This is a genomic window from Mesorhizobium sp., assembly GCF_004962925.1.
Classification (GTDB): Bacteria; Pseudomonadota; Alphaproteobacteria; order Rhizobiales; family Rhizobiaceae; genus Mesorhizobium.
Map to the genome: position 1 here is coordinate 1 of NZ_SUEO01000201.1, position 11,763 is coordinate 11,763.

Below are 11,763 nucleotides of genomic sequence, written 5' to 3' on the forward strand. Positions count from 1 at the left end.
CGTGAACTACATCTCCTCGTTGTGCTCGACGCACTCCCGACAGAGCGCAACCTCACGGGCGCGGCATGCAGGATCCGAGCCCAGCCGGTCATGAGTGCGGCCTTGCCGGGTCGGGCGATAGGCAGTCATGCCCTGCCCTTCCTGCGGGTCAAGCACTCCGAAAAAACATTTCCCCCATAAATGCTAGATCTTCCGTTGCCTTTTCGCGTCACAGGCCGTCAAACGCCCGGCCGTTCACAACAGTGATCCGGCAAGTGTTTGGCTGCGCGAGACGATGCTGCAGGGAGTCGTCCTGCATGGCACTTCGCTATGATGCTGCGGTGCCGTCTAACGGCGCCTCGTGCTTGAACGCACTGAACGGCCACCGCGATCAAAATCGATAGTTCGAGGACCGTTGATCATCACCCCGCCAGCCTCGATCTTGTTTGCCGCCACGAGAGCGACACAGAGACTGCTGGTGAAGATGCCCGCCTGCCCGCTATGTTCCGGATGGTTGACCATCCCGGATGGACCCATCGAGGGTGTCAAGGCGAGCATGAGCACAGGCGCGAACAGTTCACGGGCAGGCGCGACGGTGGCCGCAAAGCAACGTCGCGCCAGCATGCGATCTCAGCAGGATCGGCACCATCCTGTCAGGGAGCAATGCGAGTGGCTGGCTTAGCCGCTGCGACGCTGCCCGGCATCGATGACGAGGACCTGGCGCCGTGCGAGGAGCAAGAGTAGACGGATAGTATGCGCGGGAGTGGCGACCGACCACCTTGTTTCTAAGGCAGACTGAAAGCGGCTCTTACCGGGCGGCTACGCTGTTTCAGAGACTGGGGCGTCGTGCACATCCAGCCGATACTCTTTGTTGCGGATTGCGAACCGATTGCATTGCCGCAGTTACTGGCATCATGTTAACGCGTCGGACGGCGACATTGGCGAGCACGGTTTTGTGGCCGCAGTTGACAAAGCCCATAAGTTCTAGATGCTGCGTGCTAGAATAGATGTTTGAAATCGCAGGGAGTTTCTGATGTCCAACCTTAAGGAAACTGAGGCAACCCAGGCAGCAGGCGAGGTGCCCGTGAAGGAACAGACACCCGATATAAAGGCGCCGAAGACGCGGAAGCGGACCGCGCAGCGCGCAGGTGCTATACGAACCAGCGCCGCCAGCTCGGCTCTTCAGGCGTCTTCATCTAAAGCGATCGCTTCGCCTACAGTCCGGGCAGCGCGGAGAAATTACTCTGAGAACGAGCGTGCCCAGAAGCTCGGCGAGATCGAGAAGCAGATCGGACGGGGAGAGAGTATCAAGGCAGCCGTTCAGAACGCTGGAATATCGGAACAGACGTACTATCACTGGAAAAGGGCTGCTGGGCAGACAACACAGAGCGATGAGCTCAAGGATCTTGTGAAGCTTGAAGAAGAGAACGCCCGTCTGAAGAAGCTCCTCGCTGACCGGCTCCGGAAAGAAAACGCCGAGCTCAGGAAAAAGCTCGGGCTTGCTTGAGCCCTTTGCCGCCATAGGCAAAAAGCCCGAGGGGCGACTGACCTGAGCTCCAAGGTGACCTTCCTTTCTTCCTGTGACACAGCGTCGCGCCCCAGCAGCCGATACTGGCGCAACGAGCTGTTTCGACCTGAGACCGGGCAGCCGGCAACTGAAGACGTTCTTGACGAACGCGCCCAGCCGCTCCGGCCGCCAGTGGTGATCGAGCTGGAGGTCGCCGGCAAGGTGCGGCTGCGGATTCCACTGACCACGCCGCCAACACTGGCAGCGGCGATGGTGAAGGCGCGGGGCGTGTCATGATCCCGGTCCCGAGCCAGGTGCGGATCTGGTTGGCGGTGGGCCGGACCGATATGCGTCGCGGAATGCAGGGTCTCGCTCTGCAGGTTCAGGAGACATCGGGCCGGGATCCGCATTTATGCGTCGGGCGAGATTATGTGGCGGAGCCGCCCTGACCCCTTCGGACCGGCCAAACCCAGCTTGCCTCCGCCACATAAAGATTCAGATGGAGTTCAGCAGTTGCAGAACGGAGTCATTTGGTCGGAAACGCACGCCGTGATCGCCGGTGACGCCCGCCTTCTCGAGTCCATTGCGCATCATCTCTACATCCGCTGTGGCATAGCGGTGGGTCGTGGCGACCCGTGCATGCCCGAGCCAGGCTTGGATCGTCAAAAGGTCCACGCCGGACTGGAGAAGCTTCATGGCGAGGGAGTGCCGGAAGATGTGCGGCGATATGGGCTTGTCGGCCAAAGCCGGTCTGGTAGGCCCGGCGCTCGTTGCGGGCGCCGAGGAATATCGGTCGCGGCTCGTGATGGGCGATCCCGCGCTGGCTCAACAAGGATGTCAGCGCCCGCAGCCGGGTCCTTAGCAATGGGGACGACGCGGTCTCTACGCCCTTTGCCGCGCAGCAGCACTTGTGGGTGCGGCCGCTCCAACTGAAGGTCGTTTGCGTTGACGCCGGTGGCTTCGGAGGCCCGGGCGCCGGTCCGTGCCAAGAAGAGCAGAAAGGCTCGTCGCGCCGACCACGGGGCGTCTTTGGATCGGGCGCCGCGATGAGGGTGTCCACTTCGGCCGTGGTGAGGTGGTACGTCACGTCAATGTGCGTCCGTTTAATGGGAATCGTCAGCACGCGTTGGGCGACGCCGAAGGATGCCGGGTCGGCGGCAGCGACGTGGCGGAAGAAAGATCGGATCGCGGCCAAGCGGGCGTTGCGCGTGGTGACGGAATTGTTCCGCTTCTCCTCGAGTTCGTCGAGAAAAGCGAAACGAGATCTCGATCAGCTCTTCGAGCGCCAACGCCGCCGGCTTCTTCCGCAATCGGGCGGCGGCAAAGAGGATCAGCATGCGCAAGGCATCGCGATAGCTGGCCACGGTCGCGGGAGTCGCATTGCGCTGCTTCGTCAGGCGCCGGCGGAAATAGGACTCCAGGAGCGGCGCTAGGAGTAGGTGTTCGCATGCTGCTCCTTGAGCGCGCCGCCATCGAGTGCCACCTCGGCTTGATCAATCAGATCAACGAGGCGTTGACGGTGGTCGAGGCGGATATCGCGGTGCATGCCCACTAGGATCCGACAATCCGTCGCCTGATGACGTTGCCTCCGACGTCACCGTGGGTGCGAACGTTGCCGCGGCAATCGGCAACATTCGGCGCTTCAGCGATCCACAGAGGCTTGTCGCCTACCTTGGCTTCTTCCGAGCGTGCGGCAGTCGGTGAGGGACCGGCCTATCATGGCCGCATCACGAAGCACGTCTCCTGAATCGAAACCTCTATCCGATCGACGAACGCCTCAAGTCTCGCAGGCGAGCAGGGCCGGGCGGGTCCAGATGTAGTCGGTATCCTAATCATCGCCGAGCGTGTTTAGCTTGGGTCGCGCAGAAAGGTGGATGGCGTGAGCGCGCTGAGATGGATCGCCATTTGGACTAAACGACGGGACGGCTGACTGGTATGCGCGTTCAATTGATCTGGCGCCTTAAATGCAGGAAGGCTTCGCGGCCGGTACGAGGCGCATCCCTCCTCCGAAGCAGCACGCCCAAGTATCATCACAAGCCCCGAGCGCTCGCGTTCGGCGATGTCCAATTTCCGACAATGTCGGAATACAGTCAGATCTGCTGGATTGACTTTAAATGGTTTTCTCATTTGGCACAGCGCATGCTGGTTATCCGCAAACACGTGACCGACCAACAAGAAGTCGCATGATCACCTCACCAAAACATACAGCCGCGGAACAATCACTTGGCCCGAACTTGCTTATCGCCCTCCCCGTCACCACAACCGGAGCCATCCATGTCTGACGGGCTGCCCAGGATACCTACTGCGACCGCGCTTGCCCGGTGACGACCGCTCCGGCTCCGCCCGTTACCGACGAGGCAAAGTGACGGATTTCCTGCTTTTCAACGACATGGAGGTGGTTGTCATTCCCGCTGGGGGACAGACTCGGCCTGTTCAAGGCATTGCGCGAAGGCGGCAAGATGACGGCCACCCGTGCGCGAACTCAAGGAGCGCAGCCTGTATCGTGTATCAGGCAAATAGGCCGTCGGTCAGTGACCTTGACACAGGGGACATGCGCAAGGTCCTGAAGTTTGATGTAGCGATAGAAGGGTGCCAATGACAACAATAGCTTACAGGAACGGAACCATGGCTGGCGACGGCCGAGCCTTGGGTTTTGACTCAGTATCCGTCGGTGAGAAAACGAAGGTGTTTCGCTTATGCGACGGCACACTCATCGGCGTTTCCTCTTCGTCCTTGGGTATTCCAAAGGCCGTTCGAGACTGGGTTGAGAAGGGCATGGATGTTTCTGATATTCCTGTGCCGCGCAACGACGACAATTTTGAATTTGAGGCGCTGATAGTGCGCAAAAATGGGGAAGCCGTATTGTTGGACGGCAATTGGCTGCCAAGTGATCCCGTGAAAGGTGAACATTATGCCATCGGGAGCGGCAAGCAGTATGCTTTGGCCGCGCTGGTTTTGGGCAAGTCAGCTAAGGAAAGCGTCGAAGTTGCCGCGAAACTCGACGTTTGGACTGGTGGCACAGTCACTGCCATAACTCACTAAACCCGCCTTTCGGCGGGAGTGTGACAGTGCGAGCGTGGAAGTAGGGCGCCACCCCGGGGCACGTCGAGCCCTGTCATCTGCTTGCGTTGTTGGACATGTGAGCTGGTCCATAAGCGCGCGAAAGCGTCCAGTTGTGGCCAAAAGCACGATTTGCGACAGAACCGGCCCGCTTCTATGAGTATGGGCCGCTTTTTGCGGCCAGCGTGCTTGCCATCCTGCCGCCAGTGGCCGTCGCCTTCTTCTTCCAAGGTTACCTCGTCATGAAGTAGAGCACCACGATCTTGTCGGAGAAATCGGAAAGGCGGACGGCCCTTCCGTCCGCGTCGGCCAGTTCGAAAGGCGGCGCGGCCTGCTCGTCGATCGCCTGGAAGAACCTCTCCGCGCTGTCCCTCATCTTGTCGAGATCGGCGCCCGGATGGTGGGCCAGCGCGGAGGTCGCGAGGATCAGCGCCAGAAATTGAATCGCAAGCGACGGTTTCGCTTTCATGGACAATGCATTCCGGTTGGGGGCGTTCGAGGGCTCCGCGGCTAGGATTGGTCTCACTGTGTCTGCTCCCGCTCCCGGCGGCTCATCTGCCTGATAGGCGCGTTCCCGCTCGGGCCATGTGCTTTTGATGAAGGCCAGAACGGCCCGGATCTCCTCGTCGGTGAGGACATTCCCGAAGCCCGGCATGTCGCTCTGGTAGCCGCCGCCGACGACCGCGGCCGGTCCCGGCGCCGGCATGCGTCCCGAAGGCAGCGGGCTTTCCAATCGCGCTGACCTTCGCCTGGCTAAAACCGTCTTGCCTAGCGCTATCGCCGCGGCCGGGGCGCCGCCACCGGCCATCCGGTTGGCGAGCCAAGGCAATGTCCAGACCAATCCGAGGCCTGCCGCGGCCACGCATCGATAAGAGGACCGACGCCCTTCTCCTTTGCCGCCGCTGGAGAACAGGTACTTGATCAGCGCGGCCGTCCCGAGGACGAGCACGACGACGACAAGCAGCCACACCAGGCCCATGCCGAACATCATCATGCCGCTCATGCATTCCATCATCGAAGCCTCCTATTCCGTGGCGTAGACGCCGCCGGTCCCGTCAGACTTCCGGATTTCGAGAATCTCGAAGGGCGCTTCCTTCGTGCCACTCATGCCGGGGGAGCCCATCGGCATGCCGGGCAGCGTCATGCCCTTTGATGTCGGGCCGCTCGGTCAAGAGCTTGTTGACCGTGCCGACCGGCACATGGCCGCTCACCACATAGCCGTCGATGAACGAGAGAAGGCAGCCATCGGCTTCCGGCGGAATGCCCTCTTCGCGGCTCATGGCGAAAAGGTCGTGAGTCGGCCTTGACGGTGACAGCGAAGCCGTTTCCTGCAAATAGCCGGCATAACCTTCGCAGCAGCCGCATTGCGGGTTCTTGTAGAGCGTGACGTCCTTTCGCCGGCGAACGCCGGAGCGGCGCCTGACAGGATCGAGGCGAGGACAAGAGCTATCAGGGTATTGGACATTTTTGCTTCTCCTTCGGCTTGTGGACTGGTCAGGCGACCGGCCGCCTGGTGTTCGAGAACGTGGCAGTGGAACATCCAATTGCCGGGATTGTCGGCGACGAAGGCGATCTCGACCTTCTCGCGCGGCGAAACCAGCGCCGTGTCCTGCCATTCGCGACGTGGGGTGGGCTGGCCGTTGCGGGAAATCACCCGGAAGGAATGGCCGTGCAGATGGATCGGATCATGCCACGCGGTTGCGTTGGTCGTGGCGATGACGTGGCTCTTATTCCGCAAGAGCGTCAGCCCCGGCTTCATGTCGTGATTGGCCTCGTCGGCGGCGACGCCGTTGATGAACCAGGCGGTGCCGGAATTCATCGTCCTGCATCATGCGCCCGGACCCATGCTTTCACCCATGTCCTGCGCCACCATCTCGCCCATCATGCCGCCGGTGAAGACGACTTCGTTGCGGGACGCTGTATCGAGGTCCGGCTCCGGCAGCGGAATGTCGGCAGGTTCAGCGGCCAATCAGGCACACGTGCCCTAAGCGGAGTGTCGGAATAAACAAGATCGACGAGCTCATATTCCAGCCCCGCGTAGAACCGCTCGAAGATTGAAATCCGGCTGCCCGGCTTGCCCGTCATGTCTTAGGATCAGATCGGTGCGCATTGCGGGACCCAGCACCACCCGCCTCCGGCGCGTGTGGCGTCACCGGCTGGCCGTCGAGCGCGATGACGGCCGGCCGAAAACCCGTGAAGTCGGGACTGAAGATGCGTGCATTGGCGGCGTTGATCAGCCGCAGCCGGATGCGCTCGCCCTTTCTGACCGCAAAGGTATCCGGCACGCGGCCATTGATGGTAACCGTGTTGCCCACGCGGCCATTGTGGTGAATGTCGTGCCGTTTGCCGAAATCCTCGCTGATTGCGCCAGATTTCGTCAGCCCCCAGTCACCGAGCATCCAGGTCACCTCGCGATCGGCCCGCACCGCCTTCGGTTCCTCGATGATCAGCGGACCATAAAGTCCGCGCCCGACCTGTTCGAAGCTCCGCTGGTGCGGGTGATACCAGCAGATGCCGACGTCGACGGCGTCGAACTCGTAGACGAAGCGCTCGCCCGCTCCAATCGGCTTCTGCGTGAGGTGAGGCACGCCATCCATGGCATGTGGCACACGCACGCGATGCCAGTGCACGGTCGTTTTCTCGGCAAGGCCGTTCTCTACCTCGACCCGCACGCGCTCGCCCTGACGGACCCGGATTTCCGGGCCTGGAACGGGCCTTCGGCGCGCAATCGAGCCCGGTTCACCCGGCCCAATGGCGTCCACTTTGGGGGCGCATGCACTGCAGACCCGCTGGACCTGATCCGGGAGAGAATGGGCGCGGCGATTGGAATAGCTATGAAAGCGCATCGGACCGTGGAACTGCGCGCGCAGACTTTCGGAGGAAGGCTCGCTTTTAAGCGTTATCGTGCAACTCTGACCGTTCTTCGCCTTGGCGGGTGCCGCGGAAGAATCCCGGGTTCTGCGAGCGCTCCGAGAACACCTGCGGTCGATCCTGTACCACAATCTCGCGAAGCTCGATGCTCTCTACAAACGATGTCTTGGATTCTCACGCCCTTATTTCAGCACTTCGCTCGCTTGCCCGACTCGGCCGCGGTCAGCCTTCACCGCCAATTTTATTGGCGCAGCGACGTTCCTATCGGGTCAGGCGAAGCTTCTTGAACCTGCCGCTCTCTCGTTGCCCTGGCACGATTAATCGTCCTCTCAGTCTCGTCATTGGCGGAGTCGCTCCTGAGGCGCGCGCCGGCGAGTTCGAGGAGCGCGTGGCTATCTCCTCGGTCCAGCCGGATTCCGCTGCGCGCTCAGCCAATTCCTGGAAGGCCGATTCCAAGGCGAGCTGGCATTGAAGGCCGCGGTCCGGATGGTCGACTAGGCAGCTTGGTTCCACGATCGCAATGCTTGATCGCTTCATTGCAGGCCATGGGCTCTCGCCCTCTCCTTTTGCCACACGAGGCGCCAGCTCACGTGTTGTTGTTGGCGTGCGCCCCGGCAACCGCTTTCACCAGCCGCTCCAGCGATCCCGCGCGCTCCAGCTCCGCAAAGAATGATGCGGCGTGACGCTACCCAGCCGGTGCTTCTCGGCCAATTTGCACACATAGGGATAGTCGACCATGAAATCGGATCGAGGCGAGGCGTTGGACGTTTCAGTCTTGGTCTGAATGCGCCGCCCACGAGCCGATCGGCCTTCTCGATGATTTGGCGCACCCTCGTTGTCGACAAGCCATGTTCCTGAGCCAGGTCGGCGAAACTCTTGCCCTTCAGAAAGCCGTCGACCAGGGCTATGTTCCTATCGACGGTCTGCTAAATCCCAGCAGGCGCGCGCAGTTTTCCAGCATCATTCCGTTTGTTCATCCGCTTGTCCGCGCCCCCTGCAAATCCTACCGGGCCAAATCGGTGCTTGGAAGACCCACTCATGTCATGGCCTCGGGAAAGTACCAGGCCGACGGTCATGTGAATACGAAAGATGCTGGCGATCACCATGATCGTTGGTGACCGCTGACCTCCCGAATGTCAGCTTCGACGGCACACCGGGAGCTCTCGGCAATGTTGAATAATTCCGTTTGAAGATGGTTGACTTCGTCGTCGAGGCTCGATCCATCAGGATCGGTATCGACGATTCTATATTTGAGAAACCCAAATTCGTTTGACTCGCGCAATTCGCTGTACGGCGTATCATCGCAAGCGCGGGATTGCGACATCCTGCGAAGTGCCCGCGTTGCTGGAATCGATTTTGCGGAAGTAAAAAGGCCCCGGCGCTGGGTCGGCGCGCAGGGCCTTCAGGCATGTACGAGCTACCAGCATGTCCAGTTATGATCGTGCGCTATCATAATGAACAAACGGTGAATAATCGCTATCCGAGGTGCAGGGCGGGCGAGATGGTGGGGCGGTGGGGGACCTGTACCGCTGCAGCGGGGCCACGAGCAGCGACTCGAGCCATGCGCCACGCTGCAGGACCTCGATTTCGGGCCAAGCCTCGAGCCCGCAACTCGCCTTGCTTCTCGGAAATCATAAGGCTTTGTGGGGCGGTTAAGCAGCGCGATATGGCCGCGGCGATACGAAGTTTTCATCTTTACCCTGTTCAGACGGTCAGGCTGCCTTCGCCGCCGGCTTGGCTGCCTTGACATGGGTTATACTGCGGCGACCGTCGACGCCGATCGGAACGTCACCGTCAACCGTAGCGCGACGCACAACCCGGTGCTGGTCGCCATAGTCGTTGACCGCATAATGCTGGGTAGCACGGTTGTCCCAGATAGCGACGTCGCCTACTTGCCAGCGCCACCGCACGGTATTTTCCGGGGCAGTGACGTAGGACTGGAACACCTCGTAGAGTTTGGCGGAATCGCTCTTGGAAAGGCCGACGAGGCGCTGCACGAAATTGCCGAGCAGCAGCGACTTCTCCCCGGTTTCCGGATGGACGCGCACGACCGGATGCTCGGTCTCGTAGATCGTCGATGTGAAGACTTCCTCGAAGTGCTTCTTCTCTTCGGCTGTGGCGCGCGGGCGCACGGCTGCGTAGTCGTAGGCATTGCTATGAATAGCCCACAGATTGTCCGCCAATATTTTGAGCGGCGCCGGCAGATTCTCGTACGCGGCGTGCGTGTTGGACCAGATCGTGTCGCCCCCCGCCGCCGGAATGACGACGCCACGTAGGACCGAGAATTTCGGATAGGCATCGACGAAAGTCACATCGGTATGCCACTGGTCTGCCCTGCCACCGCCACGGCCGGAATCGAGATTGAGGATTGAGGCCGTGCCGGCTGCCGGCCCCTGCGTGGGATGAGGTACAAGGTTACCCAGACGCCGCGCGAACAATTCCTGCTCCGCATCGTCGAGATGCTCCTGGCCGCGGAAGAAGATCACCTTGTGTTTTAGAAGAAGCTGGTTGATGGCTGCTATCGCTGCGTCCGAAAGGTCTCCGCCAAGGCGAACGCCTCTGATTTCAGCTCCAACACGGCTGGTCAGCGGTACAACGTCGGAGTCAGGAATGGTCCGGTTGACGAGGACTGCATTGCTCATGCGGGTCTCCTGTTTTATCTTGAAAGGGATAGCAAGTCACATCCGGCCAGCGGATGTCCGCGCTGCGTTGAAAAGTCTCACCGCTAGTCGACAGAGCTATTGAACAAGATAATCGACTAAAACATAGAAATAATGTTCCAAATTAAACTGTCTCGACGAAAGAGCCGTCTCCGTTGCTCCGGTCTCGGTGTTGAGTTCTCTAAGGCTGCGCCACACCTTGGTCCCACGCCGGCAAATGATCTCACTATGCAGCCCCGTGCTCGCACGCTCTCAAACTAATTGCCGCTGCTGCAACACGCCGCCTGGCGGCCTGCACCGAAAAGCCGACAGGGGTGCATCTGAATAGCCGTGAACCCAGGTCTCAAAGACCATCCGGCGCGACGAGCGGACGCACCGCACGTGTGACACCCGCCTTGTGGGGCAGGGTTGCCTTTCTCAATCCCGGCGTTGGTCGGCGTCCCAATGAGCAGCAAGCTATTATCGGCCGCCGAATCTTAGTGGCTTCGTCGAGAGCCTCAATCAACCAAGCGGCGAAAGCCCCGCTAGAGTCTCCGCCCGCCTGTCGCTATGAAGCAGTTGCAGCCAGCGCTGCTTCAGGCGCATGAACTCGCCCGATGCAATGATTTCCGTCGCCCTGGGTCTTTCGAAGGGCACTGTTTCGATTCCCTTCTTCTTCGGCGCGCGGCTTGATGCCGACATACGGTTTCTTGACCTGCCGCCTGAACTGGCTGCCGAAGCGGGTGCCCCGCCAGCGACCCCGACAATCCACTGTTCCGCAACTGCTGAAGAGCCGACTGCGCTCGCATCCCGATATTGCGCCACGGCACTATGCCGACATTCTGGAGACCGCAGCCGCATGAGCCTCGAGATGTTCCGCCGACCGTCGACAAAGGCGTCCTCTCGCCTGCGTCCGCCATTTGTCAGTGCTCGATCTGATTGGGGAGACGCCGGTCGTCGAACTGAAGAGATTCGATACCGGCAGGTGTCGTCTCTTCGTCAAGCTCGAAAGCCAGAATCCCGGCGGATCGATCAAGGATCGCATTGCGTTGTCGATGATCGTTAATGCCGAACAGCGTGGCCAGCTCGCGCCGGGCGGTACAATCATCGAAGCGACCGCTGGCAACACAGGGCTCGGCCTGGCCTTCTGGCGGCACGAAGCGCGTGATCGCGTGTCCAAAAGCTGACAGCGTCAGACAAATGTCAGGTTCATTACAACCAACATCTGGGCACTGACGAGGTTTTTCGAAGCAATGGGCGCTAACTGCGCGCTGAGCGCGTTGGCATGGCTTTTGAGACTGAGTGACTGTGACTGCACTCAATGGGGCAAGACGAGCGATGCGCTCCTCCCTGAACCCGTGTGCCGTCTCTGAGAGGAAACCAGCTCGTGCAGAAACCTTTGGAAATAGCTTTGGACCGCAACGTGGTATTGCAGATGGAGTCCCCGGCTCCTTCGATTAGAGTCGAGAACTGGCTGCATGGCGAGCCCCTCACGAGCTTTGAGCCCGGCAAGTGTACATAGTCGAATTTTGGGCAACTTGGTGCGGCCCATGTGTGGACGGGATGCCCCATCTGATCCAGCTGCAGGGCGTCGCCAGGCGCGCCATCTGGACAGCAGGAACTGGACTATGGGCAAGGTAACAGGGTTTCTTGAGATCGACCGGCAGGTGCACAAGTACCAGCCGGCTTCCGACCGCATCCGGCATT

At 60.5% G+C, this 11,763-nt stretch carries 16 protein-coding genes and 3 pseudogenes; 9 read left to right on the forward strand and 10 right to left on the reverse strand.

What is annotated here, in order from left to right:
* Positions 1 to 327: 327 nt before the first annotated feature.
* Positions 328 to 603 (reverse strand): hypothetical protein, encoded by a 276-nt coding sequence (locus E5W87_RS28380; RefSeq protein ID WP_063169403.1) that lies wholly within the window; start codon positions 601 to 603, stop codon positions 328 to 330.
* A gap of 409 nt (positions 604 to 1,012) precedes the next feature.
* Here E5W87_RS28380 and E5W87_RS28385 point away from each other — a divergent pair, with 409 nt between their 5' ends.
* From E5W87_RS28385 to tnpB, 3 genes are read left to right on the forward strand one after another with little or no spacing between them, the layout of a single operon-like run.
* Entirely contained in the window at positions 1,013 to 1,486 is a 474-nt protein-coding gene (locus E5W87_RS28385) for a transposase (protein ID WP_095488108.1), read from the forward strand.
* 54 nt (positions 1,487 to 1,540) lie between these two features.
* Entirely contained in the window at positions 1,541 to 1,783 is a 243-nt protein-coding gene (locus tag E5W87_RS28390) for a transposase (protein ID WP_245467944.1), read from the forward strand.
* On the forward strand, positions 1,780 to 1,935 hold the full coding sequence (gene tnpB / locus E5W87_RS28395; protein ID WP_095488107.1) for an IS66 family insertion sequence element accessory protein TnpB: 156 nt from the start codon (positions 1,780 to 1,782) through the stop codon (positions 1,933 to 1,935). The genes E5W87_RS28390 and tnpB overlap by 4 nt, the downstream gene beginning before the upstream one ends.
* A 46-nt stretch (positions 1,936 to 1,981) precedes the next feature.
* Here tnpB and E5W87_RS28400 read toward each other — a convergent pair whose 3' ends face one another.
* The 3 genes from E5W87_RS28400 to E5W87_RS28410 form a co-directional block, all read right to left on the reverse strand.
* Positions 1,982 to 2,230, reverse strand: a complete 249-nt coding sequence (locus E5W87_RS28400; protein ID WP_236372574.1) for a tyrosine-type recombinase/integrase — start codon at positions 2,228 to 2,230, stop codon at positions 1,982 to 1,984.
* The gene (locus E5W87_RS28405; protein ID WP_281033164.1) at positions 2,179 to 2,475 is read right to left on the reverse strand and encodes a hypothetical protein; all 297 of its coding nucleotides are present in this window, start codon (positions 2,473 to 2,475) and stop codon (positions 2,179 to 2,181) included. The genes E5W87_RS28400 and E5W87_RS28405 overlap by 52 nt, the downstream gene beginning before the upstream one ends.
* Before the next feature lie 114 nt (positions 2,476 to 2,589).
* Positions 2,590 to 2,823 (reverse strand): hypothetical protein, encoded by a 234-nt coding sequence (locus tag E5W87_RS28410; RefSeq protein WP_292405069.1) that lies wholly within the window; start codon positions 2,821 to 2,823, stop codon positions 2,590 to 2,592.
* Between the two features lie 1,288 nt (positions 2,824 to 4,111).
* On the opposite strand from E5W87_RS28410, the gene E5W87_RS28415 reads away from it, so the two are divergent.
* Positions 4,112 to 4,528, forward strand: coding sequence for a hypothetical protein (locus tag E5W87_RS28415; protein WP_292405072.1), 417 nt, complete (start codon positions 4,112 to 4,114; stop codon positions 4,526 to 4,528).
* A 250-nt stretch (positions 4,529 to 4,778) separates the two neighbouring features.
* Here the strand turns inward: E5W87_RS28415 and E5W87_RS36185 are convergent, their stop codons facing one another.
* From E5W87_RS36185 to E5W87_RS28445, 5 genes are all read right to left on the reverse strand, one after another.
* The gene (locus E5W87_RS36185) at positions 4,779 to 5,549 is read right to left on the reverse strand and encodes a redoxin domain-containing protein (RefSeq protein WP_245330000.1); all 771 of its coding nucleotides are present in this window, start codon (positions 5,547 to 5,549) and stop codon (positions 4,779 to 4,781) included.
* Between the two features lie 52 nt (positions 5,550 to 5,601).
* Positions 5,602 to 5,826 carry a DUF411 domain-containing protein gene (locus E5W87_RS28430; protein ID WP_236372580.1) on the reverse strand — a complete coding sequence of 75 codons (225 nt, stop codon included), beginning with the start codon at positions 5,824 to 5,826 and terminating at the stop codon, positions 5,602 to 5,604.
* Positions 5,823 to 6,365, reverse strand: a complete 543-nt coding sequence (locus E5W87_RS28435) for a multicopper oxidase domain-containing protein (RefSeq protein ID WP_245329999.1) — start codon at positions 6,363 to 6,365, stop codon at positions 5,823 to 5,825. Before E5W87_RS28435 ends, E5W87_RS28430 begins: the two co-directional genes overlap by 4 nt.
* A 9-nt stretch (positions 6,366 to 6,374) precedes the next feature.
* Positions 6,375 to 6,515, reverse strand: coding sequence for a hypothetical protein (locus E5W87_RS28440; RefSeq protein ID WP_245329998.1), 141 nt, complete (start codon positions 6,513 to 6,515; stop codon positions 6,375 to 6,377).
* A 112-nt stretch (positions 6,516 to 6,627) separates the two neighbouring features.
* Positions 6,628 to 7,218, reverse strand: coding sequence for a multicopper oxidase domain-containing protein (locus E5W87_RS28445; protein WP_245329997.1), 591 nt, complete (start codon positions 7,216 to 7,218; stop codon positions 6,628 to 6,630).
* A 482-nt stretch (positions 7,219 to 7,700) separates the two neighbouring features.
* Here E5W87_RS28445 and E5W87_RS28450 point away from each other — a divergent pair, with 482 nt between their 5' ends.
* Together E5W87_RS28450 and E5W87_RS28455 are read left to right on the forward strand one after the other, a co-directional pair.
* Positions 7,701 to 7,889 carry a hypothetical protein gene (locus tag E5W87_RS28450; protein ID WP_158302651.1) on the forward strand — a complete coding sequence of 63 codons (189 nt, stop codon included), beginning with the start codon at positions 7,701 to 7,703 and terminating at the stop codon, positions 7,887 to 7,889.
* Positions 7,890 to 8,265: 376 nt separating this feature from the next.
* Complete coding sequence (locus tag E5W87_RS28455) at positions 8,266 to 8,535, forward strand: hypothetical protein (RefSeq protein WP_095488106.1); 270 nt, start codon at positions 8,266 to 8,268, stop codon at positions 8,533 to 8,535.
* A gap of 594 nt (positions 8,536 to 9,129) precedes the next feature.
* Here E5W87_RS28455 and E5W87_RS28460 read toward each other — a convergent pair.
* Entirely contained in the window at positions 9,130 to 10,059 is a 930-nt protein-coding gene (locus E5W87_RS28460; RefSeq protein ID WP_292405080.1) for a TauD/TfdA family dioxygenase, read from the reverse strand.
* 655 nt (positions 10,060 to 10,714) lie between these two features.
* Here E5W87_RS28460 and E5W87_RS28465 point away from each other — a divergent pair.
* The 3 pseudogenes from E5W87_RS28465 to E5W87_RS28475 all read left to right on the forward strand — a co-directional run.
* Positions 10,715 to 10,919, forward strand: a pseudogene (locus tag E5W87_RS28465) (isopenicillin N synthase family oxygenase); the annotation flags it as partial.
* An 8-nt stretch (positions 10,920 to 10,927) separates the two neighbouring features.
* Positions 10,928 to 11,201, forward strand: a pseudogene (locus E5W87_RS28470) (pyridoxal-phosphate dependent enzyme); the annotation flags it as partial.
* 278 nt (positions 11,202 to 11,479) lie between these two features.
* Positions 11,480 to 11,643 (forward strand): annotated as a pseudogene (locus E5W87_RS28475) (TlpA family protein disulfide reductase); the annotation flags it as partial.
* Between the last annotated feature and the right edge of the window lie 120 nt (positions 11,644 to 11,763).

Coding starts and splice junctions, on each gene's coding strand:
- E5W87_RS28380 (WP_063169403.1), bottom strand. CDS start 603: ATGCTGGCGCGACGTTGCTTTGCGGCCACCGTCGCGCCTGCCCGTGAA.
- E5W87_RS28385 (WP_095488108.1), top strand. CDS start 1,013: ATGTCCAACCTTAAGGAAACTGAGGCAACCCAGGCAGCAGGCGAGGTG.
- tnpB (WP_095488107.1), top strand. CDS start 1,780: ATGATCCCGGTCCCGAGCCAGGTGCGGATCTGGTTGGCGGTGGGCCGG.
- E5W87_RS28410 (WP_292405069.1), bottom strand. CDS start 2,823: ATGCTGATCCTCTTTGCCGCCGCCCGATTGCGGAAGAAGCCGGCGGCG.
- E5W87_RS28415 (WP_292405072.1), top strand. CDS start 4,112: ATGGCTGGCGACGGCCGAGCCTTGGGTTTTGACTCAGTATCCGTCGGT.
- E5W87_RS36185 (WP_245330000.1), bottom strand. CDS start 5,549: ATGAGCGGCATGATGATGTTCGGCATGGGCCTGGTGTGGCTGCTTGTC.
- E5W87_RS28430 (WP_236372580.1), bottom strand. CDS start 5,826: ATGAGCCGCGAAGAGGGCATTCCGCCGGAAGCCGATGGCTGCCTTCTC.
- E5W87_RS28435 (WP_245329999.1), bottom strand. CDS start 6,365: ATGAATTCCGGCACCGCCTGGTTCATCAACGGCGTCGCCGCCGACGAG.
- E5W87_RS28455 (WP_095488106.1), top strand. CDS start 8,266: ATGTTCCTGAGCCAGGTCGGCGAAACTCTTGCCCTTCAGAAAGCCGTC.
- E5W87_RS28460 (WP_292405080.1), bottom strand. CDS start 10,059: ATGAGCAATGCAGTCCTCGTCAACCGGACCATTCCTGACTCCGACGTT.